Raw genomic sequence first — 26,392 nt, forward strand, 5'->3', positions numbered from 1 at the left:
TACGGCAGTGTAACAAAATCCGGCCCCGGGGCCAATTTCGGCGCTCTGCCGCCGCGCGCGGGCCGGCGGGGTTGAGAATCGCCGCGCCACCCCCCAGATTGGCGCGCACATCCTCGCCCGTCTTGCATCGCGCGAACAAATCTGGAACATCTGTCGGAATGCTGACCCATATTTCCGTGCGCGGCGCGCGCGAGCACAATCTCAAGGGCGTCGACGTCGATCTGCCGCGCGACAAGCTCATCGTCATCACCGGCCTGTCGGGCTCGGGCAAGTCCAGCCTCGCCTTCGACACCATCTATGCGGAGGGGCAGCGCCGCTATGTCGAATCGCTGTCGGCCTATGCGCGCCAGTTCCTGGAGCTGATGCAGAAGCCCGACGTCGATCATATCGAGGGGCTCAGCCCCGCCATCTCGATCGAACAGAAGACCACCAGCCGCAACCCGCGCTCGACGGTCGCGACGGTCACCGAGATCTACGATTATATGCGCCTGCTCTGGGCGCGGGTCGGCGTGCCCTATTCGCCCGCCACCGGCCTGCCCATCTCGGCGCAGACGGTCAGCCAGATGGTCGACCGGATCATGATGCTGAAGGAGGGGACCCGCTTCCTGCTGCTCGCCCCGGTCGTGCGCGGCCGCAAGGGCGAGTATCGCAAGGAGCTGGCCGAATGGCAGAAGGCGGGCTTCACCCGCGTCCGCATCGACGGCGAGGCCTATGAGATCGAGAACGCCCCCGCGCTCGACAAGAAGTACAAGCACGACATCGAGGTGGTGGTCGATCGCCTCGTGGTGCGCGAGGGGATAGAGACCCGCCTCGCCCAATCGCTCGAAACCGCGCTGCGCCTCGCCGATGGGCTGGCCTATGCCGATCTGGTCGACACCACCGTGGCGGAGGCGCTCCAATCCCCCTCCCCTTCAGGGGAGGGGCTAGGGGTGGGGCCTGGCCGCGAAGGCGGAGTCCGGGAAATGCCGGCGAAGTTCCAATATTCCGAAGCGCAGGATGTGCCGGGAGGCCCCACCCCCGACCCCTCCCCTGAAGGGGAGGGGAGGAAGATGAAAGGCGCCGGCGTCCCCCCCAACCGCATCACCTTCTCGGAAAAATTCGCCTGCCCCGTCTCGGGCTTCACCATTGCCGAGATCGAGCCGCGCCTCTTCTCGTTCAACGCGCCGCAGGGCGCCTGCCCGGCCTGTGACGGCCTGGGCGAGAAGCTCTATTTCGATCCCCAGCTCGTCGTCCCGAACGAGGCGCTGTCGATCAAGCAGGGCGCGGTCGTGCCCTGGGCGAAGTCGAACCCGCCCAGCCCCTATTATATGCAGGTGCTGTCCTCGGTCGCGCGCGCCTATGGCTTCAGCCTGGAAACCCCGTGGAGCGAGCTGCCGGACGAGATCGCCGACGTCATCCTCTACGGCACCAAGGGGCGGGTCATCACCCTCACCTTCATCGATGGCCGCAAGAGCTATGATGTGCAGAAGCCGTTCGAGGGCGTCATCCACAATCTCGAACGCCGCATGCTCGCCACCGAAAGCGCCTGGATGCGCGAGGAACTGGCCAAGTACCAGTCGGCCGCCCATTGCGAGGTGTGCGGCGGCGCCCGCCTGAAGCCGGAGGCGCTGGCCGTGAAGATCGCGGGGGAGGACATCTCCATGTCCACCCGCCGCGCGGTCGGCCCCGCGCTCGCCTTCTTCCGCGACATGCCCAACCACCTCAACGATCAGCAGAACGCGATCGCCGAACGCATCCTCAAGGAGATCGTCGAGCGGCTGGGCTTCCTCGATAATGTCGGGCTCGACTATCTCAATCTCGATCGCACCTCGGGCACCCTGTCGGGCGGCGAGAGCCAGCGCATCCGCCTTGCGTCACAGATCGGCTCGGGCCTGTCGGGCGTCCTCTATGTGCTCGATGAGCCGTCGATCGGCCTCCACCAGCGCGACAATGATCGGCTGCTCGTCACCCTCCGGCGGCTGCGCGATCTCGGCAACACCGTGATCGTCGTCGAACATGACGAGGATGCGATCCGCAGTGCCGACTATATCCTCGATATGGGCCCCGGCGCGGGCGTCCATGGCGGGGAGGTGGTCGCCGAAGGCACGCTCGACGACATCCTCGCCAACGAGGCGAGCCTGACCGGCGACTATCTCTCGGGCCGCCGCATGGTCGATGTCCCGGCCAAGCGGCGCAAGGGCAATGGCAGGAAGGTCACCGTCCACAATGCGCGGGCGAACAACCTGAAGAACGTCACCGCCTCGATCCCGCTCGGCACCTTCACCTGCATCACCGGGGTCTCGGGCTCGGGCAAGTCCAGCTTCACCATCGACACGCTCTACGCCGCCGCCGCGCGCAGCCTGAACGGCGCGCGCGTGATCGCGGGCGCGCATGACAAGGTGACCGGCCTCGAACAGTGCGACAAGGTGATCGACATCGATCAGTCGCCGATCGGCCGCACCCCGCGCTCGAACCCGGCCACCTACACCGGCGCCTTCACCAACATCCGCGACTGGTTCGCCGGCCTGCCGGAAAGCGAGGCGCGCGGCTACAAGCCCGGCCGCTTCAGCTTCAACGTCAAGGGCGGACGGTGTGAGGCGTGCACCGGAGACGGCCTGCTCAAGATCGAGATGCACTTCCTGCCCGATGTCTACGTCACCTGCGACGTCTGCCACGGCAAGCGCTACAACCGCGAGACGCTGGAGGTGAAGTTCAAGGACAAGTCGATCGCCGACGTCCTCGACATGACCGTCGAGGACGCGGTCGAGTTCTTCAAGGCCGTCCCCCCGATCCGCGACAAGATGGCGATGCTGGCGGAGGTCGGCCTCGGCTACATCAAGGTCGGCCAGCAGGCGACGACCCTGAGCGGCGGCGAGGCCCAGCGCGTCAAGCTCGCCAAGGAACTGTCACGCCGATCGACCGGCAACACCCTCTACATCCTCGACGAACCCACCACCGGCCTCCACTTCGAGGACGTCCGCAAGCTGCTCGAGGTGCTCCATGCGCTGGTGCAGCAGGGCAATACCGTGGTGGTGATCGAGCATAACCTCGAGGTCATCAAGACCGCCGATTGGGTGCTCGACCTGGGGCCGGAAGGCGGCACGGGCGGGGGCGAGATCGTCGCAGAGGGGACGCCGGAACAGGTCGTCAAAGAGCCCCGCTCTTATACGGGTCAATACCTCAAGCCGCTGTTGCAGCCTGAAGCGCGGAGTGCACAGGCTGCGGAATAAGCCTTTCTATGCCGGACGGTTGCCGAGGGCCGTGGGGACTCACTAGAGTCTAAGCATGCGCGCCGTTCCATTGCGACGAATGGCCCCAATTGACTTGTAGGAAATTATCGATTCTAAGGCCGGAAACGGGCGGGATCGTTTCCGCCCGTTATCGATTCCTTAGAGGCTTTGGCGGCATCTATGGATCATGTGACGTGATGGGACGGGCCACTATCAAACGGATCATGCGGTGAAGCCGATACGGCCCAATTTTGCCCGTCCGCCCCTCGTTGAACAAGCGATCACGTTCATGTTCGACCGGCTCGACGGCTTCGAGATCGGCGATTATGGCCTATTCTGGGCGATGATCCGCCACGATTTTCCTACGACCGAGGCCCAACCGCCCCTTGAGCCGGTGACGGAGCAATTCGAAGGGTTCAGGCCCGACCAATTCACGTTTCGACTTGTCGACGGCGGCATGATGCCCCGCACTTTCTATCACTCGGCGGATGGGTGCGAGCTCGTCCAGGTGCAATCTGACCGGTTTGCGTTCAACTGGCGCGGCGGCGGTACGGCACCCTATCCGCATTCCGAACAGACGATGAAGCGCTTTAATGAGCTATTTGCGATCTTCGAGAAGTTCGCCGCCGAGCGCGGTTTCCCGAAGGTGCAGGTTCGCCAGTGCGAACTGGTCAACGTAAACATCGTCCCCGTCGACGAATTCGGAAAATCATTTGCCGACGCGCCGGAGTTCTTCCGCGTGCCCGAAATGGGGCGAGACATCGAATTTCTGCGTCCTGAGACCTACATATCGAGCATGCGCCATTTGATTGAAATCGAGGGTAAGCCCGTAGGGCGTTTATATTCGGCGTTGTCGCCGGTGACCCGGATTGCCGACGACGACCCTGCATATCGCCTTGAGCTGACCGCGCGAGGTGCTCCGATCGGCGGTGACACCGCAGCTTTCTTCGATATCGCGCGCAGCGCGATCAACGCCGTTTTCCTCTCAGCGACCACAAAAAAGGCGCGAGAGCACTGGGGAGAGCAATAATGGCGACCAAATACCTGGTGGATGACGATTTCGCCGCCGTCCAATCGCGGTCGATTGTCGATGAGCACATGCCGGCCGTGCCGACGCGGTTTGTCGGCGAGAAGAAGAAGACCATGACCATTGACACCGGCTTCGGCTTCCAGATCGAGACCAGCGTACCGCCGGTGGCTGGGCTGGTCGAAGCGTTCGAACGCCTTTATGAACTCCGGGCGCTTCAGGCTGGTTGGGATAGCTATGGCGCGGCGCCCGTTCACCGCGATGTCTTCAAGCCAGCCGTCGAGCTTATCAGTCATGCGCTGATGCGTTGCCATCCGCCGTTCATAACGGCTCTAAATACTGGCGGCTTAAAGCTGGCTTGGGACTGCGGACCGCGCGAGCTCGAACTTGAGATCGAGCCGCATGGGCGATTAGCCATCTACTTCACCAATAAAGCCACCGGCGAGGAGCGCGAGGAGGAGGGACAATCTTTCGACGTCGCACTGATCGCGCTGCAACAGTTCTGCCGGGGCGAATAACCCCGGGGGCGGGCGGTGGTCGACGAAGTCGAGGATCTTCCGGACGACCCGTCGATCCTCGACGACGACCTGCTGTTGCGGCGTGTTCATCCTATCCAGATCAAGGCCGATGGGACCTTTGATCGGTCGATATTTCGCAACGACACAGGAGGATATGGCACGTCCCTGACCGTGTGGCGCAGCGATGCCGATATGGCGGCGATCGCCACCGGCCACGACGAAAAGGCCATTGTCGCGATCAAGGCTAGCGAGCTGCGAAAACACGGGCTCAAGCTCGCATTCACCTACGAAGAGGGTAACCCCAACCATTGCGAAGCGATAGGCCATCGGACCAAGGGGATGATGGGCCAGATGCGTGACGCGAGTCAGAAGGTCCGCGACCCGCTCTAATCGTTCAGGGAGCACGATTACAGTTTACGAGTTCCGGTGAGTTCCAGGGACACCACGGAGTCCCGAGTTCCGGGGACACTATACCCAACTGCCGAGCCATCTTGCCCGGTCGAACCGTCTCTCAACTCTCATCCCCGGCCGGGGGCGGCTCGTCCTTCGCTGTGTCGAGATAGGCGAGCATGTCCGTCGGCTTCGCATCGCCCGCCCGGCGCCAGAGAAATCGGACACGGTTTCCACCACGCCGATCTTCTCGGCGATCGCGACGGAAATCCACTGGTTGAGCGACACGCCATCCTCGCGCGCGAGCCGTTCGGCGGCCATCTTCACCGAGGTCGGCAGCTTGAGCGGATAGGATGCCTTGTTCATGATCGGTATTCCTTCAGATAATCGCCGGGCCTCAGGACCCGAATTACGGTGACAGGCGTGCCTGTCACCAAATCCTCTGTCGTCGAGCTTCATCATACATCAAAGCAGAAATCCACTGGGGCTAGAAACCGCTATGCGAATAGTAACGATAGAACCGCCTTTTTAATCATCTCTTCCTGCAAAGACCTCATCATCGTAAAACAACCTTAGGCGTTGTCGCCACCTCCCCTTTGGCACATATTTTAAAAGTCTAAAATGACTGACGTATTTCTTGAAGTCATTTGATATAGGGCAAAGTGCATTTATCCCGATGAGTATTATTTCAAAACTTGTGAGCTGGGACCTCAATAGATTAGCGTAGTATATTTTTTCGCCATCGTTAAGAATTTTGTCATCATTTATCTTTTTTAGAGTAGTGTATATAAGGCGAAAATACGGAGATAAGGTAGACTCAAACCTACTGTGAACGCTTCGCATGTAAATATTTTTCATCTGATCTTCGTCTGGCTTAAAAGCAATTTTATTTCGAACTAGCCAAAATTGAATCTCTTTAACGCACTGCCGAATTGCCTTGATATTGGAATATCGAGGTAACTTCTTAAGCGGGGGCAGCCCCGATTCTTTTCTGATATGGTCAGAATAATCACGAGAATTGGTAAAGCTTATATTATCTCTTACCTCTTTCATGATTCGGATGATCTCAAAGAATGAGCTCTCAAATCGTTGACGATGGGTATCTGCTGTCTGAATTTTGATAGCGTCTGATTGAGTAAATAGGGTTATGCAAACCCCGATAAATGCAAACGATGATATTAAAGCGTTGAGTGGGCCAAAGGAGTCGCCCCACGTCCCAGCGGTACTGACGGTGCTATCCGATAGCCAAAGGAAGTAAGCGGCTATATCAGGGCTGTAGTGGGCCCATAGCAACCACACGGTAATTACGATCGCACAGAGAAAAGATGTAAACAGTCGATTCATTTCATCCCCCGATCTCGAACATCTGCGATAGCAGAGCGAAAACAGAAAGCTCGCCCGAAGTCAGGGGAGAATCTGCTAAATGCGGCAACCCTCACCTCCCCATCTGATCCATTCCCGATCAAACCCGCACCGCCCGCCTTGACCCTCCCGATCTTGCCGGTCAGCTAACAGTATAATCCGGGGGACAGCGCATGCGAGTTGGATGGATCGGGTTGCTCATCGGCCTCGGCGCGATGGCGATCGGCGGGCAGTCGCTCCACGAAGCGAAGGTCGCGGGCGAGCGGAAGGACATCGCCTATGCCCAGCTGGTCGCCGGGATGCCCGCGCTCGGCTGGTACAGGGTGCAGGGCGCCAGCTACAGCCTGATCGACGCCGTCACCCTGCGCGGGGTGACGGGCTCGACCCTCCCCGATGTCTATGTCCGCGTTCATCCCGCCGGCGTGCCGGCCGGCGGCGAAGCGCCCGCGAAGCTGCTCGTCCATATCGAGGACCAGCAGCTCGCCGACCATATGGCCGCCACCCTCGCCCGCCTCGCCGAGGAACCCTATCCGGTCGCGGGGGACGAGAAGCTTGAGGAGGAGCATCCGGTCGAGGGCATGATCGAATCCTTCCTGACCATCGACCGCACCGACCAGAAGGGCGTTCGCGGCGCGCTCGGCGCGCGGCTGGCCGACGATTATCTCGTCATCGCGCAGGGCCGGAAGCCCGATGGCACCGGGCGCGGCCTCGCCATCCTCCTCGCCGGCCTCGCCCTCGTGGCCCTCTCCGGCCTGTCCCTCTTGCGCCGCCGCGCCCTGCCGCCGGACGAAGCAGCGACGGAATAGAAGGCGGAGACAGATAGGAAAGCACCGCATAGTGCGCCTCACGCACGATGACGATCACGACAAAGGAACTGTTCCTATCGCTGGCGTGTCCGTCATTGTCCGCGCTATCTTGCCGGCATGGCTGTTTATCGCCCCGCCTTCGAAGACGCACTGCGGACTTTCGCCGCCATCAGCCAGGCGATGGCCGATCGGGGTCTGAGCCGCCCGGTGCTGGTGGGTGGCGCCGCGGTCGAATTCTACACGCTCGGCGCGATCAACACGGGCGACTTCGACCTGTGTTCCGCCATCCAGCCCGCGCTCGAAGAGGAACTTCAACGCCATGGCTTCATTCGCCCGACAGGAGCAGGCAAGGCGACGCGCGGCTGGATTCATCCCGATCTGGGCGTGGGCTTTGAGGTCGTCGGCTCGTCGCCACTCGACGGCCAGGCCGATCGTGAACGCTTTCTCCTCGTCGATGGCTTCGCGCCGGGCACCACCTTTACCGTCATCTCCGTTGAAGACCTGATCGCCGATCGCATGGGCCAATACGCCTCCGGATCGGCACCCGAGATGCTGGGACAGGCCCGCGCGCTGCTGCGGCTTCATCCCGACGTCGATATGGCCTATCTTGAGAAGCGGGTCCGGTTCGAAAGTGCCGGCGACTATGGAGCCGATGATGTCGAAGGATAAGCCGACTGGCGGTGAGCCCGGCCGCCGCGTCGACTTTGCCGATTTCGCCGCCCGGTTGATCCGGCGCCGCGAGCAGTTGGGCGACGATCTGGTGATTCCGCGCAACGGCGGCAATCGCCGGACGGCCAGCAAACGCGCGTTGCTCGAAGCGATCGAGGCGACCGGCAAGCGCTGGTAGCGTGCGATGCGGGGACCACCTCTCCCGAAAACCTCCTCCATTCCCGATCCTTACCCAACGCCCCGCCTTGACGCAGCCACCCCGCCCGCGCCACCTGTTCCGCGCATTTCGGGGGACGCGCGACGATGGTCTTTCTCACCGCATCGGGCGCCAATGCGCTGCGGATGGAGCGGTTCAACTTCGATCGGCTGACCGACACGGACTCGGTCATCGTCCAGAAGAGCGGCAGTTCGCTGGTCATCGATGTCGACGGGCTGCGCTATGCCTTCGCCGGATCGGGGGTGCGCTACAACGGCTTGGACGAGCCGACCTCGGGGACCATCACCGGCCTCACCATATCGGGCAGCGGCGGCACCCTGTTCCAGGCCTCGGGCTTCAGCATTCCCGCCACCACCTTCTATCTCGCCACCTATGCTCCCGGCAGCCCCTTCCCGCTGGTCTTCGCGGGCGACGACCGGATCGAGGGCAGCGGGCTCGCCGATGCGGTCTATGCCTATGGCGGCCATGATGTCGTCAACGGCGGCGGCGGGGCGGACGTGATCCTCGCCGGGGACGGCAACGACCATGTCTATGGCCAGTCGCCCAATGGCGGCGCCGACGGGGCCGACCTGATCAATGGCGAAGGCGGCTCGGACTATCTGCAGGGCAATGCCGGCAACGACACCGTCAACGGCGGCGAAGGATCGGACCGGATCAACGGCGGCGCCAACAATGACCAGCTGTTTGGCCAGGGCGGCCATGACAGCATCAACGGCAATCTCGGCAACGACAGCATCGATGGCGGCGGCGACAATGATCAGCTGCGCGGCGGGCAGGGCAATGACACGCTGGGCGGCGGCGCCGGCAACGACGTGCTGATGGGCGATCGCGGCATCGATCAGCTGCGCGGCGGGGCGGGCGACGACATCTTCGTCTTCGGGCCCGACACCAGCCCGATCGGCGCCACCGCCGAAACCAGTGACACCATCCAGGATTTCGGCACCGGCAACGACCGCTTCTCGCTGGGCTTCAAGCCCGCGGCGCTGCTGGTCGAGGCATCCGACGCCGCCACCATCCGGGTGTTCGCCGACGCCCGCGCCATCGCCGAGGCGGCCTTCGCCCGCCATGCCGGCGACGGAGAGGTCGCGCTGGTCTATCGCAGCCCCTATGAGGTCTATCTGTTCTGGAACTCGACCGGCGGCGCCGCGATCAATTCCGCCGTCTATCTGTTCGGCTACCAGACCCATGATTTCGCGCTCGCCGACTTTATCTGAGCGGTCTGTGTTCGCATATTGTTCTTGACTAGTAGGAAGCCGCCCGCTGCGATGGCGCGCCCGTCCCCGGCCAGTAGGCGGGCAGGCTCCTTCTCATGACCATATCCCGATCGTCATCCCGGACCCGATCCGGGATCCCGCTTCTTCCCTGTCCGGCGCGAAGGAAGGCACCCGTGCGAAAAAATAAAAAAACCCACACACAACCCCATGCACCCGGGCCAGTTGCGAACCGCTCGCATCTGGGGCGCCCCTCGGGGTCCCGCGCTCGCCGGCCGCCGCCGCGAACCTGACGATATCTGAAACCTGCCCCTCCCCAGCTTGACGCAGCGTCCGTCGTCCGGCCATTTCCGCCCGGGCGGCTGATGCAGCAGGGGAGTAAGTAGCATGGCAACGGTAACCGTAACGGGGCTCGCCAGCCTCGATCTTTCGCGCCTCTCGCTGACGGCGCTGTCCAATCCGGCGAATTACCGGATCGGCGTGATCAGCAACACCGAGTTCAATTTCGCGGTGGGCACCGAATTCTCCTACCGGCTCACCGGCACCAACCTCTTCTCGCTCGGCGCGCCGGGCAGCACCATCACCTCGCTGCGGGTGACCTTCGGCTCCACCACCTTCGAGGTGTCCGGCCTGAACCTCGATTTCGCGGCGCTCTACACCGGCATCCTCAGCGGCAGCGCGGGCGGCTTCGCCTCCTTCCTCGCCGGTGACGACACCGTGCTGGGCGGCGATCTCGCCGACGACATCAGCGATCTTGTCGGCCACAACAACCTGTTCGGCGGGGCGGGGGCGGATACGCTCACCAGCGGCACCGGCAACGACCATCTCTACGGCCAGTCGGCCAGCGGCGGCACCGATGCCGGGGATACGATCTCGGCCGGCGCCGGATCGGATTATGTCAACGGCAATGCCGGCAACGACACGATCAGCGGCGGCGACGGATCGGATCGCATCCAGGGCGGCCAGGATAACGACCAGATCTCGGGCGATGCCGGCAACGATACGCTCAATGGCAATCGCGGCAACGACATGGTGCTGGGCGGCGCGGGCAATGATTCGCTGCGCGGCGGCCAGGACAACGACACCCTCAGCGGCGGCGCCGGCAACGACGCCCTCTCGGGCGATCTCGGCGTCGACCAGCTGACCGGCGGCGACGGCGTCGACCGCTTCATCTTCGGGGCGGGCGGCAGCACGATCGGCTCGTCGGTCGATACCGTCACCGATTTCCAGCAGGGCACCGATCTGATCCAGCTCGGCTTCGTCCCCGCCTCGGTGCTGGTCGGCAGCAGCACCGCCGCCTCGATCGACGCGGCGCGCAGCGCGGCGCAGGCGCTGTTCGACGGCAATGCCGGCAATCAGGAGGCGGCCGCGATCAACCTGTCGGGCGGATCGACCCTGATCTTCTGGTCCTCGACCGGCGGCGCGACGATCGACTCGGTCGCCGCCTTCCAGAACCAGCTCGCCGCCGACTTCGCCCGCGCCGACTTCGTCTGATCGCATCGGACTTAGTCACCCCCGGGCCTAGATGTGAGCTTTCAGGAGGTTGTTCATCCGGCGTGACCGGATCAGACTGATGTTGCGACACGTCAGGTCTGGAGGAACGACCGGATGAACATCCACAAGAATGCCCGAACCACGCCCTTCAGTCGAGCCGAGATCGTCCGGCGCGTGATGGTTCTGCGCGAGACGCCCAGGGCGGTCGCGACCGCCCTGGGCGTCTCGGAGCGAACCGTAGCCAAGTGGCTGGCACGTTATCGGATCGAAGGCGAAGCCGGTCTCGTCGACCGCAGCTCGCGCCCACACGCCATGCCCCGCGCCACGCCCGCCGACCGCATCGAGCAGGTCATCGCCCTGCGCCGTCAGCGCCTCTGCGGCAAGCAGATCGCCGCCACGCTGAAGCTCTCGCCAGCCACTGTCAGCCGGATACTGCGCAACGCACGCTTGAGCCGAATGCGCGATCTCGATCCTCCCGAGCCCATCCGTCGCTATGAGCGCGCGCACCCCGGCGAGCTGATCCACATCGACATCAAGAAGCTCGGCCGCTTCGAACGCGTCGGCCATCGCATCACCGGCAATCGGACAAAGCAGAGCAGCACTCGCGGCAGCCGTGCTGGCGAGCGCTACGGCGCGGGCTGGGAGTTCGTCCACGTCTGCATCGACGATGCCTCGCGCATCGCCTTCAGCCAGATCCTCCCCGACGAAAAGAAGGAAAGCGCAACCGCCTTCCTCTTCGCCGCCATCGCCTATTATCAAAGCCTCGGCATCACTGTCTCGCGCGTCATGACCGACAACGGCGCCTGCTACAAAAGCTTCGCCTTCCGCGACGCCTGCAAAGCACTCGGCCTCAAGCACATCCGCACCAAACCCTACACGCCCAAGACTAACGGCAAGGCCGAACGCTTCATCCAGACCAGCTTACGCGAATGGGCATATGCTCGCGCCTATCCAACCTCCGAGCACCGCAAACGCGCCCTCAGTCCATGGCTCCATAATTATAACTGGCACCGCCCCCACGGCAGCTTACAATCACAACCGCCCATCAGCCGACTACGTCAGCCAATGAATAACCTGTTGAGGCTCCACACCTAGAGCCTGATCGGTTGAGGTGGAAGCGCTTCGCGCTTACACCGAAGGCGTGAATCAGGCTCTATCAAGGTCTAGCCCCGGGGTCCCGCCCTTGCCCGCCGCGCGATGCTTCGCCACCCTCGCGCGATGTGCAACGAAGTCTCCCGCAAGCTCGACCTCGATCTGCTGATCCTCGGCCTGCAGCAGGCCGGCATCGAACTGGGATTCCCGGAGGGGCGGCCCAATATCGAGCCGGTCGCGAGCGTCCGGATCACCGATCCCAGCGTGATCGTCCGATCGGTGCGGGGGCAGGCGGAGATCGTCACCCGGCGCTGGAGCTGGCCCGGGCAGAACGGCAAGCCGGTCTATAATTACCGCAGCGAGGGCCGCGACTTCCGCAACAGCCGCTCGCAGGGCCGCTGCCTGGTCCCGGTCGACGGCTTCTACGAGTTCACCGCGCCTGCCGATCCATCCGCGAAGCGCAAGGACAAGTGGCTGTTCCGCTGGAAGGACGCCCCCTGGTTCGCGATCGCCGGCCTGTGGAAGCGCGACGAGGCGGCGATCCCCGCCGACAGCCGCCACGAGGCCTTCACCCTGCTGACCTGCGAGCCCGGGCCCGACATCGCCCCCTATCACCGCCGCCAGGTGGCGCTGCTGCCGCCCGATCGCTGGGCCGGCTGGCTCGACGGATCGATCCCGGCGCCCGAGGCGATCGGCCCCACCCCCGCGGGCACGCTGGCGGTGGAGCGGGCTGGGTAGGAGCGATGCCCGCCTTGCCGGGCTGCGCTCAGACGATCCGGCTGCGTTGCGAGAGCGGTTCGAACCGGCGCATCACGACGCGCAGGTCGGGGCCGCCGTCGCGGCGGATGCGGCCTTCGAACTGGCCGGGCGACAGCGCCTCGGCGGTGAATTCGAGCCGGAAGGTGGCATCCAGCGTGTCGAACATGCCGCGATAGCCGCCCTGCGCCGCGCCATGCCGCACCGCCTGCAGCGACGCCGACAGGGTGCCGTCGTCCAGCGTGTAGCCGCCATGGAACAGGAAGTGGCCGTCGCCCCCGGCCATCCGGTCCTCCTCAATGTGGAGGATGCCGCCATGCGTTTCCTCGTCGCGGCAGCCGAACCGGCCGAAGCGCAGGGTCCACAGCCCCTCCAGCCCCGCATTCATCGGGGGGAGCATCGCGAAAGGATCGGCAGCCATCTGCCAGGCGTTAACCATATTTCTCCCAACCATCTGATTATAGGGAGAAAAATGTCACTCTGATCGAGTCGTATCAGCCTGGGAAATTTACCTAGGCCGCACCATCACCCGCCCTGGCGGCGGCTCAGGAAGGCCAGCCGCTCGAACAGCATGATGTCCTGCTCATTCTTCAGCAGCGCGCCGTGGAGCGGGGGGATCGCCTTCTTCGGGTCGCGCGACTGGAGCACGTCGAGCGGCATGTCCTCGTGGAGCAGCAGCTTCAGCCAGTCGAGCAGTTCGCTGGTCGAGGGCTTCTTCTTGAGGCCGGGCACCTCGCGGATGTCGTAGAAGATCTCCATCGCCTTCGCGACCAGCTCCTTCTGGATGCCGGGGAAGTGGACATCGACGATCGCCTGCATCGTGTCGCGGTCGGGGAACTTGATATAGTGGAAGAAGCAGCGCCGCAGGAAGGCGTCGGGCAGTTCCTTCTCGTTGTTCGAGGTGATGACGACGATCGGCCGCTCACGCGCGGTGATCGTCTCGCCGGTCTCATAGACGTCGAACGACATGCGATCGAGTTCCTGGAGCAGGTCGTTCGGGAATTCGATGTCGGCCTTGTCGATCTCGTCGATCAGCAGCACCGGGAGCTGGGGCGAGGTGAAGGCGTCCCACAGCTTGCCGCGCTTGATGTAGTTGCTGATGTCGTGGACCCGCTCGTCGCCGAGCTGGCCGTCGCGCAACCGGGCGACCGCGTCATATTCGTAGAGGCCCTGATGCGCCTTGGTGGTCGACTTGATGTGCCACTGGATCAGCGGCGCATTGGCGGCGGCGGCGATCTCGTGCGCGAGGACGGTCTTGCCGGTCCCCGGTTCGCCCTTCACCAGCAGCGGGCGGCGCAGGGTGACCGCGGCATTGACCGCGACCTTCAGGTCGTCGGTCGCGACATAATTGTTCGTTCCCTCGAAACGCACGTCCACATTCTCCCGCCTCACATCACCACTGGCGATAGGGGGAGGAGAAGTTCTTTGTCCACCCCTCAGGCGAAGACTTCGGCCCGCGCCTCGCTCCTTGCCTCCAGCAGGCCCCACAGGCCGCGATGCTGGACGAGCAGCTGCTGGGCGCCGAACACCATCGCGCGCTCGACGGCCGGCGAGCCCGCCTCGGCGGCGATCGCCAGCGCCTGGCGGGCGGAGGGGAGCGCCGGCGGGGTGAGCGCGAGGCCGAAGCGCTGCGCGGCGGCATCGATCACCGCGCGAACCGCGCGCCAGTCGAGCACCAGCGCCAGCGCGGCGCCGAGCGCGCAGCCATTGCGGTCCGACCGGCCGAGCATGTCGAGCGCGTGGCGCTGGCCCGTCACCGCCGCCTCGCATTCGGCATGGCCGGGCGTGCTGGGCAGGGGCCCGGCGGCGACCACCGCGCGCATCAGATAGGCGCGCTCCTCCGCGAAGCCCGCTGCCGCGGCGTCGAGCCAGGCGCGCACCTCGGGGTCCGCCGCCTTGTCGCGCGCATGGTCGATCACGCCGGGATGGCGGCCGTGCAGGCTGGAAAGGAAATGCACCGCATCCGCCAGATCGCGCGCCGCCTCACGCCCACGGGCGAAGATGGTGCAAGCTATATAGGAATGGCCCTTGGCCCCGTCGGCGGCGAGCAGCGCGCCGATCGTCTCGGCCGCGCCAAGACGCGCAGCCTCCTGCTGAACTTGAAACGCCATACGCAACAATCCCGAATACAACCGGATCACAACGCAGACGGCCAAACCAGCCGCCTGCCCGAATCGCTATAGCCGAAGTGCGGTAAATGGCCGGTTACGGAGGCGAAATTTATTTCCATAATTCCCCGTTCACCTCGGCCGCGCTAAGGTGATCGGCTTATGGCCCGATCATCCTCCCGTTCGAACGACTGGGGTTTCCCCCGCTGGCGCGGCTATGGCAGCGAGCGCGGCGCGACCAAGGTGCGCATGTGCGACCGGCACGGCTGCGACCAGCCCGGCGACTGCCCCGCCCCCAAGGCGCCCAACAGCCGCGAACGCTGGTATTTCTGCCCGCGCCATGCCGAGGAATATAACCGCAACTGGGACTATTTCGCCGGCCTCTCGGCGGAAGAGGCCGCCCAGCGGGAGGCAGACGAGAAGCGCTCCTCCTCGGGCTATGCCGAGCAGGCCCATTATGGCTGGGCAGGCCCCGGCGACGGTCGCTGGAGCCGCGACGAGTTGCGTGCGTTCGAGACGCTGGAGCTGGAGGCCGACGCCGATTTCGAGGCGATCAAGACGGCGTGGCGGCGGCTGGCCAAGGCCAACCATCCCGACGTGAAGCCCAATGACGCCGAGGCCGCGGTCCGCTTCCAGGCGGTGCAGGCCGCCTTCGAGATATTGCGCCGCGCGGAGGAGCGCCGCCCGCGCTAGCGGCGCCCGCCGCCAGATTTCCCGCCAGAATGGATGTACTTGCAACCCGGCACGCATCCGTTACGTATCATCCCGGCGGGGGCTCGGAATGCGAGGCCCGGCCGTTGCGAACGCCTTGGGGGGCGCCGGCAGCGCGATGGTGAGGGGAAGGCTTTGCGTATCCTGTGCGTCGACGACGATGATCTCGTCCTGGCCGTGACGGCCGATCTGCTGCGTGCGCTGGACCATGAGGTGACCGAGGCGATCGGCGGTAGCCGCGCCGCTGAACTTATCGGCACCGATATCCCCTTCGACCTGCTCGTCACCGACATCCATATGCCGGGGGGTCCGGGCGGCGCGGACCTTGCCGCCCTGGCGCGCAGCACCCGTCCCGACCTGCCGGTGATCTATTTCAGCGGCATCGATTCGACGGCACCGGCCGGGATCGCGGATCCGGTGCTGCGCAAGCCCTGCCGGCTGGGGGAACTGCAGCGGGCGATCGCCGGGCTGGCCTGATCCGGCAGGGCGAGGCTATCGCCGCGCCGATGCCTCGACATCCCCCGTCAGCACCGCCAGGCTCGCCCGCTCGTTGAAGCGCAACGCCTTTGGGGCGGCCGGCACATGCTCGATCCAGCGACCCGCCTTGGCCATGTCGATGAAGGCGGGCGCGACATAGGATTTGCGACAGACCGCCGGCGTGTTGCCGAGCTGGCGCGCCACCTCCTCCAGCAGGGTCTTGACCGCGGTGCGCCGGCCGCGCGCCAGCATCCCCGCCGCCACCGCGCAGGCGCGCCAGGTGCGGAAGGTCTTGGCCGTGCCGGTGCCGTCGGTCAGATCGCAGACCCACTGGTTGATGTCGGCGGCCCGGACCCGGACACCCGATCGCATCGAAAACAATTCACCCGAACCGGCCCGTTTCAATTCGGCCAGCGCCGCGGCCAGCGCCGCGTCCCTGCCGGACAGTTCGGCACGGATGCCGTGCTTGCCATAGAAGCACAGCTGGATTTCGTCGCCCCGGATGCGGGCGTGGCGGTTGAGCAGAGTGGTCGCGCCGAAGCTGCCGCGCGCCGCCGAGTCCGCTGATCCCACGCGGATCGCGAAGCCGTCCAGCAGCCGCACCGCCGCCGCCCGTGCCCGTTCCCACGGATCGTCGCTAGCCAGCGCCCTGCGGACCGCCGCGCGCAGATGCGGCAGATGCGCGGCAAATGCCGGGAGCCCGGCGAACTTCTCCTCGTCGCGCGCCTCGCGCCAGGCGGCATGGTAGCGATATTGCTTGCGTCCCGCCGCATCGATCCCGGTCGCCTGGACCGGCGCCTCCGGATCGGGGTTGATCCACACCCTGCGCCAGGCCGGCGGGATGCCGAGCGCCAGGATGCGCATGCGATCCTCGACGTTGCGGACGGTCGATCCGTCGGGATTCAGGAAGCGCCACCCGTTTCCGCGCCGGATGCGCGAGATGCCGGGGGCGGAGTCGATCGTGTCGAGCTGTTCGACGGGGCGGTGTTGCATGGATGCGGAACGCGGGGATGGCCTTTGAGTGCCCTCCTCCGTCATGCTGAACTTGATTCAGCATCCATTGCCGCACCGCCTGAACCGAAATGCTGCGGTGTCTGGATCCCGACTTTCGTCAGGATGACGGGATGTTCCTACTCCGCGCCGAGATCGTCGGGCAGCGGGTCCCTGCCCGAGATGCGCCTCGCCAGCGCCTCGCCCTCGCTTAGGGTCCAGCGGCCCGGAATCTCGATCACGCCATTGGCGATCGGCTTGCGGATCAATTCGCCGGCCAGCGTCTTCCCGTCGAGCGCGACCAGCATCGGCCTGCCGACCAGCGATCCGCTGATCGCTTCCAGCCGTTTCGCGGCGCCCGGCGACAGGGTGAGCATGATGCCGACCTTGCCGTTGACGTCGGGCAGGGCGCGGGCGTCGAGCACTTCAGCGGGCGAGAATGCCTCGCCGCCGATCGTCAGCTTGCCGGTCTCGAACGGCGTCGCGGCGGGCGGTGAAGCGGCCGAGCAGGCCGGGGTGAGGGCGGGCGTCAGCCCGAGCAGCGCCAGGGCGAGGAGCGGCCTCACGCGTAACGCTCCGCGGTCGAACGGATCAGTGCGATCATGTTGGGAATCCCCTGGGTGCGGTTCGAGCTGAGCTGGTTGCGCAGATCGAAGGGCTCGAGCGCGGCGGCGATATCCATGTCGCGGATGTCGGCGGGTGGCCGGTCCTGCACCGTCAGCAGCACCAGTGCGATGATCCCCTTGGTGATCGCAGCGTTGCTGTCGGCCAGGAAATGCAGCGTCCCGTCGTCGCGCACGGTTGGATAGACCCACACCGCCGCCGAACAGCCGCGCACCAGCGTCGCATCGGTCTTGAGCGGCTCCGGCATCGGCTCCAGGGCACGGCCGAGGTCGATCAGCAGGCGATAGCGATCGTCGGCGTCGAGGAACTCATATTCATCGAGGATGTCGGAGAGGCTGGCGGGCGCGGTCATGGAGCGGCGGACTAAAGGATTTTGCCGCCGAATTGAACCGGCTTCTCTCCGGGGCCGGCACGCGGCCGCGAGCGCGCGGTCACCCCCTGTACAATGCGTCCATCCGCTCGCCATAGACCGCGCGGATCGCGTGGCGGCGGTTCTTCAGTGACGGGGTCATCTGCTCATTCTCGATCGAGAAGGGCTCGTCCGCTATCGCGATCCGGCGGACCTTCTCGATCACCGACAGTTCGGCATTGACCCGGTCGACCGCCGCCATCAACGCGCGGTGAAGTTCGGGATCGTCCTTCAACGCGGCCAGCACCGGCGCCTTGCCCTGTTCGGCGGCCCATCCCGCCAGCCATTCCTGGTCGGGCACGACGAGGCCGACGATATAGGGCCGCTTGTCCCCGGATATCATCGCCTGCGCGATCTCGGGCTGCAGGGTCAGCATTCCCTCCACCTTCTGCGGCGCGACATTGTCGCCCTTGTCGTTGACGATCAGGTCCTTCTTGCGGTCGGTGATCTTGAGGCGGCCGGCCTCGTCGAGATGGCCGACATCGCCGGTATGGAGCCAGCCGTCCCTGAGCACCCGCTCGGTCTCGGCCTCGTTGCGCCAATAGCCGTGCATGACGAGCTCGCCGCGCACCAATATCTCGCCATCCTCGGCGATCTTCACTTCCACGCCTTTCATCGGCGGGCCGACCGTGTCGGACCTGATCCCCGCCCTCGGCCGGTTGCACGATATCACCGGGCCCGCCTCGGTCTGGCCATAGCCCTGCAGCAGGGTGAGGCCGAGCGCCGAGAAGAACTGTCCTATCTCCGGGTTGAGCGGCGCCCCGCCCGAGACCAGCGCCTTGCTGCGCCCGCCGAAGCGCTTGGCGACCTTGGGCTTGAGCAGGAGGTCGATCGCGATCTTGTAGGGATAGTCGGTGAGCCGAAGCCTGTCGCGCGTGGCCAGTTCAAGCGCCTTGTCGAACAGCTTCTTTCCGATCCCGCCCTGCTTCTCCACCGCCTTGATCAGGCGGCCGCGGATCAGTTCGAACAGGCGGGGTACGACGACCATGATCGTCGGGCCGACCTCCTCGATATTGGCGGCGAGCTTCTCCAGCCCCTCGGCATAATAGATCTGCCCGCCCAGCGCGATCGGCAGGAACTGGCCGCCACTATGTTCATAGGCGTGGGACAGCGGCAGGAAGGAAAGGAATATCTCCTCATCCCAGCCGAAATCGGTGGTCAGGATGTCGACACAGCCCTCGACGTTGCACAGGATCGCACCATGATGCTGGCGCACGCCGCGCGGCGCCCCGCCGGTACCGCTGGTGTAGATCAGGCAGGCGAGATCATCGCGCTGGATGCCGGCGACGCCGGCGGCGGTGGCCATCACATTGGCATCCGCGTCCCCCGCCAGCTCGGCGAAGTCGAGCGTTCGCACGCTGGTCGACGGCAGCGGCTCCATGCCGATCAGGAATTCGCAGGTCGAGGAGCGGACGATCGCGGGCAGCAAGGTCTGCGCCAGTTTCGCGGTCGAGACGATCGCCGCGCGGGCGCCGCTATTCTCCAGGATATGGGTGTGATCGCGCTCGGTGTTGGTGGTGTAGGTCGGCACGGTGATGCAGCCGGCGGCCATGATCGCGAGGTCGGCGATGCAGAATTCGGGGCGGTTCTCCGACACCAGCACGACCCTGTCGCCGGGCTTCAGCCCCTGCGCCTTCAGCGCCGTGGCGAGGCTGGCGACCCGGCGGGCGACTTCCGCCCAGCTTGTCGGGGTCCAGGCGCCGTCCTGCTTCGCCCAGAGGAAGGGCGCATCGCCCTTCTCCGCCGCGCGGACGAAGAACATGGTGACGAGGTTGGGAAATCGCTCAAGGCTGCGCATCGTCTCTCCTGCCCCGGCGGGTTCATGGCCGCTCTGGAGGGCCAGCTATAGCGCAGAAATCCGGGAATGTACCGCTGTGGATGACCGCTTTACGGTAACGTCGCCCCCGGCGGAGGCCGGGGCCGCCATCGATTCTTGCCGTTTAAGCCTGATCGGTTGAGGTGGAAGCGCTTCGCGCTTCCACCGAAAGCGTGAATCGGGCTCTATCAAGGTCTAGTTGCCGCAAAATCTCCGACGGCCCCGGCTTCCGCCGGGGCGACGCATAGCGCTAAGACCGCTTTGTTACCAAAGCACGACGCCTATTCCGATGGGCGATCCTTCTGGAGCACGGCCCCCGCCGGCTTTACCGCCACGCCGTCGAGGCCCATCGACACGCCTTCGCTGCGCGGATCGGCGGCGCCCGCCCAGACGCCGTCGCGCCACTCGAGCGCATTGGCCTTGAGCCCGAGCGGCGCGACGTTGAGCGTCTCGCCCAGCGCCGCGAGCGCCGGCAGCATCGCTTCGACGGCGGTGCCCTTTTCGGCGATGCCGCCCGGGCCGGGCGCGTAGAGCAGGCCCAGCGAGAGCGCATCCTGGGCGGAGAGCTTCCAGTCGATCACCCCGATCAGCGCCTTGGCGACCTGGGCGATGATCGTCGAGCCGCCCGCCGCGCCGATCGACAGCCGCACCTTGCCGGCCGGATCATAGACGATCAGCGGCGACATCGAGCTGCGCGGCCGCTTGCCGCCTTCCACCCGGTTGGCGGTGAGCAGCCCGTTGCGCTCGGGCATCAGGTTGAAATCGGTCAGTTCGTTGTTGAGGAACAGGCCGTTCATGGCGAGGCCCGATCCGAACACGCTTTCGATCGTGACCGTGGCCTGGGCGACATTGCCCCAGCGATCGACCACGGTGAGCGACGATGTGCCATGTTCGGGCTGGTGGGCGCCGCGCCCGAACGCGGGGGCGCCGGCGGGCGTGCCCGGCGCGATGGCGGCCATCGTCCGGTCCGGCGAGATCAGGGCGGATCGGCCCGCGATATAATCGGCGGCGAGCAGGCCCTCCACGGGGACCTTCACATAGTCGGGATCGGCGAGCCAGGCGTCGCGGTCGGCATAGGCGAGGCGGGAGCTTTCGGCGAACAGGTGCCAGGCGACGGGCGAATCCTGGCCCAGTCCGGCCATGTCGAAGCGCTCGATCTGCCGCAGGATCATCAGCACCGCCACGGTGCCGGACGCGGGCGGGCCCATGCCGCAGATGCGATAGCCGCGATAGGCGCCGCAGACCGGCGGCCGCTCCTTCACCTGATAGCTGGCGAGATCGCCGGTGGTCATCTTCGATGGGTTGCGGGCGGCGCCGTTGACGGTGGCGACCAGCTTCTGCGCGGTCGGGCCGACATAGAAGGCGTCGGAGCCGCGCCGGCCGATCATCTCGTAGAAGGCTGCCAGCTCCGGGTTCCTGACCACCGTGCCGACCGGCTTCGCCTGTCCCTCGGGGGTGTAGAGATAGGTGCGGGCCCAGTCGTCGAAGAAGCCGGTGGCCGGCATCCGCGTCAGGAAATTGTTGAAGCGCGGGGTGATCGCCCAGCCGTCGCGGGCGAGCTTCGTGGCGGGCACGAACAGCGTCTTCCATCTGAGCCGGCCATGATCGGCATGGATCGCCTCCATCAGCCGCAGTTCGCCGGGCACGCCGACGCTGCGCCCGCCCGGTACCGCCTGGCGGATCGGCAGCGGCTTGCCGTCGGCGCCGTGGAACCAGCGCGGATCGGCCGCCGCCGGGGCCGCCTCGCGCGCGTCATAGGTGGTGAGCCTGCCGCTGCGCGCGTCGTGATAAACCAGGAAGCCGCCCCCGCCGAGGCCCGAATGGGCCGGCTCGACCACGCCCAGCGCCAGCATCATCGCGATCGCCGCGTCGGCGGCGGTGCCGCCCTTCCTGAGCATCTCGACCCCGGCGGCGGCGGCGCGGGGATCGGCGGCGGAGACCATCGGCTGGGCGCTGGCGACGGTCGTACAGAGGAGGAGCAGGAGGGCGGTTACGATGCGGTGCAGCATGGGGACATGCTTATGCTTTTGGGGCGGCCTCACAACCCCCAATCGTTACCCCAGCGCAGACTGCGGTCCATATCTCTCTTCATCCGAGATGGTATCGGAAGAGGAGACAGACATGGATTCCTGCCTTCGCAGCAATGCCGGTCAATATGGGTTGCCCACCGCATCGCCGATCGTCTGGAACCCATCCCGGTCGAGCAGCTTCACCAGCCCGGCATTGATCCGCTTCGCAAGGCCGGGGCCTTCATAGACCAGCGCCGAATAGAGCTGGACCAGGCTCGCGCCCGCCCGGATGCGGGCATAGGCGTCCTCGGCGCTGGCGATGCCGCCCGCCGCGATCAGCGGTATGGCGCCGCCGGTGGCCTTGCGGAAATCCGCGAGGCGCATTTGCGCCAGCCCGCGCAAAGGCGCGCCGGACAGGCCGCCGCCTTCCTGCCCGTGGCGGCTGCGCAGCGGCGGGCGCGAGATGGTGGTGTTCGACACGATCAGCCCGTCGAGGCGATATCCCCCCGCGATTTCCGCAATATCATCGATGTCGGCGGGTTCCAGATCGGGCGCGACCTTCAGGAAGGTCGGCGGACCGTTGGGCCCGCGCGCCTCCATCACCGCGGCCAGCAGCTCGGTCAGCGCCGCGCGGTCCTGCAGCGCGCGCAGGCCCGGCGTGTTGGGCGAGGAGATGTTGACGGTCAGGTAGCGGGCCACGCCGGCCATCACCCGCACGCCATTGGCATAGTCGGCGATCCGGTCGGCGGCGTCCTTGTTGGCGCCGATGTTGACCCCGACGATGCCGGGCCGGTCGTTGCGGCGCAGCAGCCGTTCGAGCGCCGCCGCCTGGCCGCCATTGTTGAAGCCCATCCGGTTGATCACCGCCCGGTCCTCGACCAGCCGGAACAGGCGGGGGCGCGGATTGCCGGCCTGGGGGAAGGGGGTGAGCGTGCCGACCTCGGTGAAGCCGAAGCCGAGGCCCAGCATCGCGTCGGGCACCTGCGCATCCTTGTCGAAGCCGGCGGCGAGGCCGACCGGATTGGGAAAGCGCAGGCCCGCCACCTCGATCGCAAGCCTTGGGTCGGCGGCGGGGATGCCGAGGCGCGGTTTCAGCCGCAGCGCCCGGATCGTCGCGCGGTGGGCACGCTCGGCCTCGATGGTGAACAGCAGCGGGCGGAGGGCGGCGTAGAGCGACATGGGGGAGGCGCTTAGTCGGTTCGCTGCGATCCGTCACCCCTCCGTCGCCCCCCCGTTTCCGGTGTGTCCGGAGGCGATGGAATAAACCCGGAGCTTGCCGCGTAGGCCGACGCGCACCACCGGAAGGGATGCGCCCGCGCTATGTGCCGGCGTGTCAGGACCCCCCGACACGCCGGATCGGGCCGCCTCCCCAGCCCCAATTGGGGGGCGGCCCCAGCCTGGCTTTGCCGCACCACGGCTTTCCACCCCTTGACCTTGGCCGGTGCCGCGCCCATTTGCCCAATCGGATCGAATCAGTCCGATTGGAAACGAAGCCCGTCATGCGCCTGTCCAGCCTGGCCGACTATGCGGTGGTGATGCTGTCCGCCGCCGCCCGCCATCATGGCGAGGCACGGCTGACCGCGAACCTGCTTTCCGACGAGACCGGCGTGCCGCTGCCCACCGCGCAGAAGCTGATGGGCCGGCTCACCCAGGCCGGGCTGCTCGTTTCGGCGCGCGGCACCGGCGGCGGGGTACGGCTGGCCCGCGATCCGGCGTCGATCAGCCTGGCCGACATCGTCGAGGCGGTCGAGGGGCCGATCGCGATGACCGCCTGCGTCGACGATCTCCGCCATGATTGCGGGCTGGAAAGCGCCTGCCGGGTGAAGCCGCACTGGAGCGTCGTCAACGACACGATCCGCGGCGCGCTTGGCGGCGTCAGCCTCGAAACCCTCGCACGAGCATGAAGCCATGACCGACGTTCGCAACAAGGCCGCCCATGACGCCGCTGCCAGGGCCTCCACCTATGAGTGGGGCTTCACCAGCGACATCGAGCAGGATTTCGCGCCCAAGGGGCTGAGCGAGGACACCGTCCGCTTCATCTCGGCCAAGAAGAACGAGCCCGAATGGATGCTCGAATGGCGGCTGAAGGCCTATCGCCACTGGCTGACCATGACCCCGCCCGACTGGGCGAAGCTCAACGTGCCGCCGATCGATTATCAGGACGCCTATTATTATGCCGCGCCCAAGGCGAAGAAGGAGCTGAGCTCGCTCGACGAGGTCGATCCCGAGATCCTCAGGGTCTATGAGAAGCTCGGCATCCCGATCGAGGAGCAGAAGGTGCTCGCCGGGGTCGAGGGCGCGCGCAAGGTGGCGGTCGACGCGGTGTTCGACAGCGTCTCGGTCGCGACCACCTTCCGCGCCGAGCTGGAGAAGGCGGGGGTGATCTTCCGTTCGATCTCCGAAGCGATCCGCGAATCTCCCGATCTGGTGCGGAAGTGGCTCGGCAAGGTCGTGCCGATGCACGATAATTATTTCGCGACCCTCAACTGCGCGGTCTTTTCCGACGGTACTTTCGTCTACATCCCGGAGGGGGTGCGCTGCCCGATGGAGCTGAGCACCTATTTCCGGATCAACGCCGAGAACACCGGCCAGTTCGAGCGCACCCTGATCGTCGCCGACAAGGGCAGCCACGTCTCCTATCTGGAGGGCTGCACCGCGCCGATGCGCGACGAGAACCAGCTCCACGCCGCCGTGGTCGAGCTGGTCGCGCTCGACGATGCCGAGATCAAATATTCGACCGTGCAGAACTGGTATCCGGGCGATGCCGAGGGCAAGGGCGGCATCTACAACTTCGTCACCAAGCGCGCGCTGTGCCAGGGCAAGAACAGCAAAGTGAGCTGGACCCAGGTTGAGACCGGCAGCGCGATCACCTGGAAATATCCGAGCTGCGTGCTGGCGGGCGAGAACAGCGTCGGCGAATTCTATTCGGTCGCGGTCACCAACAACCGCCAGCAGGCCGATACCGGCACCAAGATGATCCACCTCGGCAAGGGTTCGAAATCGACGATCGTGTCGAAGGGCATATCGGCCGGGCGCAGCGACAATACCTATCGCGGGCTGGTCCGCGTCGCGCCGACCGCCGAGGGCGCGCGCAACTTCACCCAGTGCGACAGCCTGCTGCTCGGCGACCAGTGCGGCGCCCACACCGTGCCCTATATCGAGGTGAAGAATCCCAGCGCGCAGATCGAGCATGAGGCGACCACCTCGAAGATCAGCGACGACCAGCTGTTCTACGCCATGTCGCGCGGCCTCGATCAGGAGGCGTCGGTGGCGCTGATCGTCAACGGTTTCGCCAAGGAGGTGCTGCAGCAGCTGCCGATGGAGTTCGCGGTCGAGGCGCAGAAGCTGCTCGGCATCAGCCTGGAAGGATCGGTGGGGTGACCCTCGCGCTGCTCCTGCTGGCGGCGACGACCCCCGACGCCGCCTTCGACGCCTATGCGAAGTGCGCCTCGTCGGCGGCGTCCTCCTACAAGGGGCCGATGGACTCGCTGGAGGCGGTCGCCGCCCGGATCGACGAGCTGTGCGCCGGGGAGCGGACGACCCTGCTGGAGATCGCGCCCGACAAGCGGCAGGCGGCGGAGTGGGTTCGGACGACCGGCATCATGGCGGTGTCGCAGCATGTTCCCGGCCTGCCCTCGGTCGGAAAGGCGCCGCAGGACGAACGGAAGGCCCCGGCGCCGGTCGCCGCATCACGCTATCCCAGGCTCGATGCCTATCGCTCCTGCGTGGACGATGGCGCCGCGAAGATCATGGCCGAGATACCCTATGCCGCGACCCAGGCGATCGTCGCCGAGGCCGTGGCGGATTGCGAGAAGCCGCTCAAGGCCGCCGCCGAGGAAGCGGTGGCCGAGATGAAGCAGCCGGGCCTGCTGAAACAGGTGGTGATGGATTTCCGCCGGCGGGCGACCGCCGATCTGACCCAGAAGATCACCGCGCAGCGTGCGGGCGGGAGGGGGGCGGGATGAGTGATCTTTCCCTCCGGGACGAAGCGCATCGCCTCAACACCCCTCCCCTTCAGGGGAGGGGCAGGGGGTGGGGCCTCACCTCCGAGCGACTTGGCGTCCTGAGCGATCGCGCTGACCACATGCGCCGGCAGCCGACTGAACCGGAGAAGCGGCTGTGGCGCGCGCTGTCGGGTTCGAAACTGGGCGGCTTCAAATTCCGCCGACAGTCCGTAATCGGCGCGCTTGTCGCTGATTTTCTCTGCCCGCAAAAAGCGCTGGTAGTCGAGGTCGATGGCGACACGCATGAAAACGAGGCGGATCGGCGGCGTGATGCCGCGCTACAGGCGAAAGGCTTCACGGTCCTGCATGTCACCAATGATGATGTGATGACCAATATGGATGGGGTTCTGCAGGTAATCCTCACTGCGCTTGAACAAGCGCCGGATCGCTGGGAAAGGCCCCACCCCAACCCCTCCCCTGAAGGGGAGGGGCTAGAAGGATGACGATGCTCAAGATTGAAAACCTCCACGCCGAAATCGACGGCAAGGCGATC

28 protein-coding genes are annotated in these 26,392 nt (G+C 65.6%); 17 read left to right on the top strand and 11 right to left on the bottom strand.

What is annotated here, in order from left to right:
• Positions 1-158 precede the first annotated feature (158 nt).
• From uvrA to CMV14_RS02805, 4 genes are all read left to right on the top strand, one after another.
• Positions 159-3,209, top strand: a complete 3,051-nt coding sequence (gene uvrA, locus CMV14_RS02790; RefSeq protein ID WP_066969563.1) for an excinuclease ABC subunit UvrA — start codon at positions 159-161, stop codon at positions 3,207-3,209.
• A 289-nt stretch (positions 3,210-3,498) separates the two neighbouring features.
• A complete protein-coding gene (locus CMV14_RS02795) occupies positions 3,499-4,239 on the top strand; it encodes a hypothetical protein (RefSeq protein ID WP_066969565.1) in 741 nt (246 codons plus the stop codon).
• Positions 4,239-4,754 (top strand): hypothetical protein, encoded by a 516-nt coding sequence (locus tag CMV14_RS02800; RefSeq protein WP_066969567.1) that lies wholly within the window; start codon positions 4,239-4,241, stop codon positions 4,752-4,754. The genes CMV14_RS02795 and CMV14_RS02800 overlap by 1 nt, the downstream gene beginning before the upstream one ends.
• Before the next feature lie 15 nt (positions 4,755-4,769).
• Positions 4,770-5,144, top strand: a complete 375-nt coding sequence (locus tag CMV14_RS02805; protein WP_066969569.1) for a hypothetical protein — start codon at positions 4,770-4,772, stop codon at positions 5,142-5,144.
• Positions 5,145-5,222: 78 nt separating this feature from the next.
• Here CMV14_RS02805 and CMV14_RS02810 read toward each other — a convergent pair whose 3' ends face one another.
• Both CMV14_RS02810 and CMV14_RS27540 read right to left on the bottom strand, forming a co-directional pair.
• On the bottom strand, positions 5,223-5,510 hold the full coding sequence (locus CMV14_RS02810; protein ID WP_238147173.1) for a hypothetical protein: 288 nt from the start codon (positions 5,508-5,510) through the stop codon (positions 5,223-5,225).
• Between the two features lie 162 nt (positions 5,511-5,672).
• On the bottom strand, positions 5,673-6,488 hold the full coding sequence (locus tag CMV14_RS27540; RefSeq protein WP_083216146.1) for a putative phage abortive infection protein: 816 nt from the start codon (positions 6,486-6,488) through the stop codon (positions 5,673-5,675).
• 212 nt (positions 6,489-6,700) lie between these two features.
• Between CMV14_RS27540 and CMV14_RS02820 the strand changes: the two genes are divergently transcribed.
• The 7 genes from CMV14_RS02820 to CMV14_RS02850 all read left to right on the top strand — a co-directional run bounded on the left by CMV14_RS02820 (position 6,701) and on the right by CMV14_RS02850 (position 12,733).
• Positions 6,701-7,312 (top strand): hypothetical protein, encoded by a 612-nt coding sequence (locus tag CMV14_RS02820; RefSeq protein WP_066969571.1) that lies wholly within the window; start codon positions 6,701-6,703, stop codon positions 7,310-7,312.
• A 117-nt stretch (positions 7,313-7,429) separates the two neighbouring features.
• Entirely contained in the window at positions 7,430-7,981 is a 552-nt protein-coding gene (locus CMV14_RS02825; protein ID WP_066969573.1) for a hypothetical protein, read from the top strand.
• Positions 7,968-8,159 (top strand): hypothetical protein, encoded by a 192-nt coding sequence (locus CMV14_RS02830; protein WP_238147174.1) that lies wholly within the window; start codon positions 7,968-7,970, stop codon positions 8,157-8,159. The genes CMV14_RS02825 and CMV14_RS02830 overlap by 14 nt, the downstream gene beginning before the upstream one ends.
• Positions 8,160-8,284: 125 nt before the next feature.
• Entirely contained in the window at positions 8,285-9,412 is a 1,128-nt protein-coding gene (locus CMV14_RS02835; protein WP_066969575.1) for a calcium-binding protein, read from the top strand.
• Between the two features lie 384 nt (positions 9,413-9,796).
• Positions 9,797-10,903: a calcium-binding protein gene (locus tag CMV14_RS02840; RefSeq protein ID WP_066969577.1), complete on the top strand. Its 1,107-nt coding sequence runs from the start codon at positions 9,797-9,799 to the stop codon at positions 10,901-10,903.
• A gap of 114 nt (positions 10,904-11,017) precedes the next feature.
• Positions 11,018-11,998 carry an IS481 family transposase gene (locus CMV14_RS02845; RefSeq protein ID WP_096367656.1) on the top strand — a complete coding sequence of 327 codons (981 nt, stop codon included), beginning with the start codon at positions 11,018-11,020 and terminating at the stop codon, positions 11,996-11,998.
• Positions 11,999-12,121: 123 nt separating this feature from the next.
• Entirely contained in the window at positions 12,122-12,733 is a 612-nt protein-coding gene (locus CMV14_RS02850; RefSeq protein ID WP_066967874.1) for an SOS response-associated peptidase family protein, read from the top strand.
• A gap of 28 nt (positions 12,734-12,761) precedes the next feature.
• Here CMV14_RS02850 and CMV14_RS02855 read toward each other — a convergent pair whose 3' ends face one another.
• From CMV14_RS02855 to CMV14_RS02865, 3 genes are all read right to left on the bottom strand, one after another.
• On the bottom strand, positions 12,762-13,190 hold the full coding sequence (locus CMV14_RS02855; RefSeq protein WP_066967877.1) for a hypothetical protein: 429 nt from the start codon (positions 13,188-13,190) through the stop codon (positions 12,762-12,764).
• 86 nt (positions 13,191-13,276) lie between these two features.
• Positions 13,277-14,122, bottom strand: a complete 846-nt coding sequence (locus CMV14_RS02860) for an AAA family ATPase (protein ID WP_066968044.1) — start codon at positions 14,120-14,122, stop codon at positions 13,277-13,279.
• Positions 14,123-14,187: 65 nt separating this feature from the next.
• Positions 14,188-14,862: a DUF6975 family protein gene (locus CMV14_RS02865; RefSeq protein ID WP_066967880.1), complete on the bottom strand. Its 675-nt coding sequence runs from the start codon at positions 14,860-14,862 to the stop codon at positions 14,188-14,190.
• A gap of 159 nt (positions 14,863-15,021) precedes the next feature.
• Between CMV14_RS02865 and CMV14_RS02870 the strand changes: the two genes are divergently transcribed.
• Complete coding sequence (locus tag CMV14_RS02870) at positions 15,022-15,552, top strand: J domain-containing protein (protein WP_066967883.1); 531 nt, start codon at positions 15,022-15,024, stop codon at positions 15,550-15,552.
• 153 nt (positions 15,553-15,705) lie between these two features.
• Positions 15,706-16,047, top strand: coding sequence for a response regulator (locus CMV14_RS02875; protein WP_066967886.1), 342 nt, complete (start codon positions 15,706-15,708; stop codon positions 16,045-16,047).
• Positions 16,048-16,062: 15 nt separating this feature from the next.
• Here CMV14_RS02875 and CMV14_RS02880 read toward each other — a convergent pair whose 3' ends face one another.
• From CMV14_RS02880 to CMV14_RS02905, 6 genes are all read right to left on the bottom strand, one after another.
• Positions 16,063-17,040: a DNA topoisomerase IB gene (locus CMV14_RS02880; RefSeq protein WP_066967889.1), complete on the bottom strand. Its 978-nt coding sequence runs from the start codon at positions 17,038-17,040 to the stop codon at positions 16,063-16,065.
• 137 nt (positions 17,041-17,177) lie between these two features.
• Positions 17,178-17,603, bottom strand: a complete 426-nt coding sequence (locus CMV14_RS02885) for a SecDF P1 head subdomain-containing protein (RefSeq protein WP_066967892.1) — start codon at positions 17,601-17,603, stop codon at positions 17,178-17,180.
• Positions 17,600-18,013 carry a SufE family protein gene (locus CMV14_RS02890; protein ID WP_066967895.1) on the bottom strand — a complete coding sequence of 138 codons (414 nt, stop codon included), beginning with the start codon at positions 18,011-18,013 and terminating at the stop codon, positions 17,600-17,602. Before CMV14_RS02890 ends, CMV14_RS02885 begins: the two co-directional genes overlap by 4 nt.
• Before the next feature lie 79 nt (positions 18,014-18,092).
• A complete protein-coding gene (locus CMV14_RS02895; RefSeq protein ID WP_066967898.1) occupies positions 18,093-19,868 on the bottom strand; it encodes an AMP-dependent synthetase/ligase in 1,776 nt (591 codons plus the stop codon).
• A 299-nt stretch (positions 19,869-20,167) separates the two neighbouring features.
• Positions 20,168-21,895, bottom strand: a complete 1,728-nt coding sequence (locus CMV14_RS02900; RefSeq protein WP_066967901.1) for a gamma-glutamyltransferase family protein — start codon at positions 21,893-21,895, stop codon at positions 20,168-20,170.
• Between the two features lie 141 nt (positions 21,896-22,036).
• Positions 22,037-23,074 carry a quinone-dependent dihydroorotate dehydrogenase gene (locus CMV14_RS02905; RefSeq protein WP_066967904.1) on the bottom strand — a complete coding sequence of 346 codons (1,038 nt, stop codon included), beginning with the start codon at positions 23,072-23,074 and terminating at the stop codon, positions 22,037-22,039.
• 320 nt (positions 23,075-23,394) lie between these two features.
• On the opposite strand from CMV14_RS02905, the gene CMV14_RS02910 reads away from it, so the two are divergent.
• Genes CMV14_RS02910 through CMV14_RS02925 form a run of 4 tightly spaced genes read left to right on the top strand, consistent with a single transcriptional unit; the run spans position 23,395 to position 26,342 of the window.
• A complete protein-coding gene (locus CMV14_RS02910) occupies positions 23,395-23,799 on the top strand; it encodes an SUF system Fe-S cluster assembly regulator (protein ID WP_066967907.1) in 405 nt (134 codons plus the stop codon).
• A 4-nt stretch (positions 23,800-23,803) separates the two neighbouring features.
• Positions 23,804-25,276 carry a Fe-S cluster assembly protein SufB gene (sufB, locus tag CMV14_RS02915; protein WP_066967910.1) on the top strand — a complete coding sequence of 491 codons (1,473 nt, stop codon included), beginning with the start codon at positions 23,804-23,806 and terminating at the stop codon, positions 25,274-25,276.
• Entirely contained in the window at positions 25,273-25,860 is a 588-nt protein-coding gene (locus CMV14_RS02920) for a hypothetical protein (protein ID WP_066967913.1), read from the top strand. The genes sufB and CMV14_RS02920 overlap by 4 nt, the downstream gene beginning before the upstream one ends.
• Complete coding sequence (locus CMV14_RS02925; RefSeq protein WP_176489068.1) at positions 25,857-26,342, top strand: endonuclease domain-containing protein; 486 nt, start codon at positions 25,857-25,859, stop codon at positions 26,340-26,342. Before CMV14_RS02920 ends, CMV14_RS02925 begins: the two co-directional genes overlap by 4 nt.
• Positions 26,343-26,392 lie beyond the last annotated feature (50 nt).

Source organism: Rhizorhabdus dicambivorans, from assembly GCF_002355275.1.
In the GTDB taxonomy this organism is placed as follows: domain Bacteria; phylum Pseudomonadota; class Alphaproteobacteria; order Sphingomonadales; family Sphingomonadaceae; genus Rhizorhabdus; species Rhizorhabdus dicambivorans.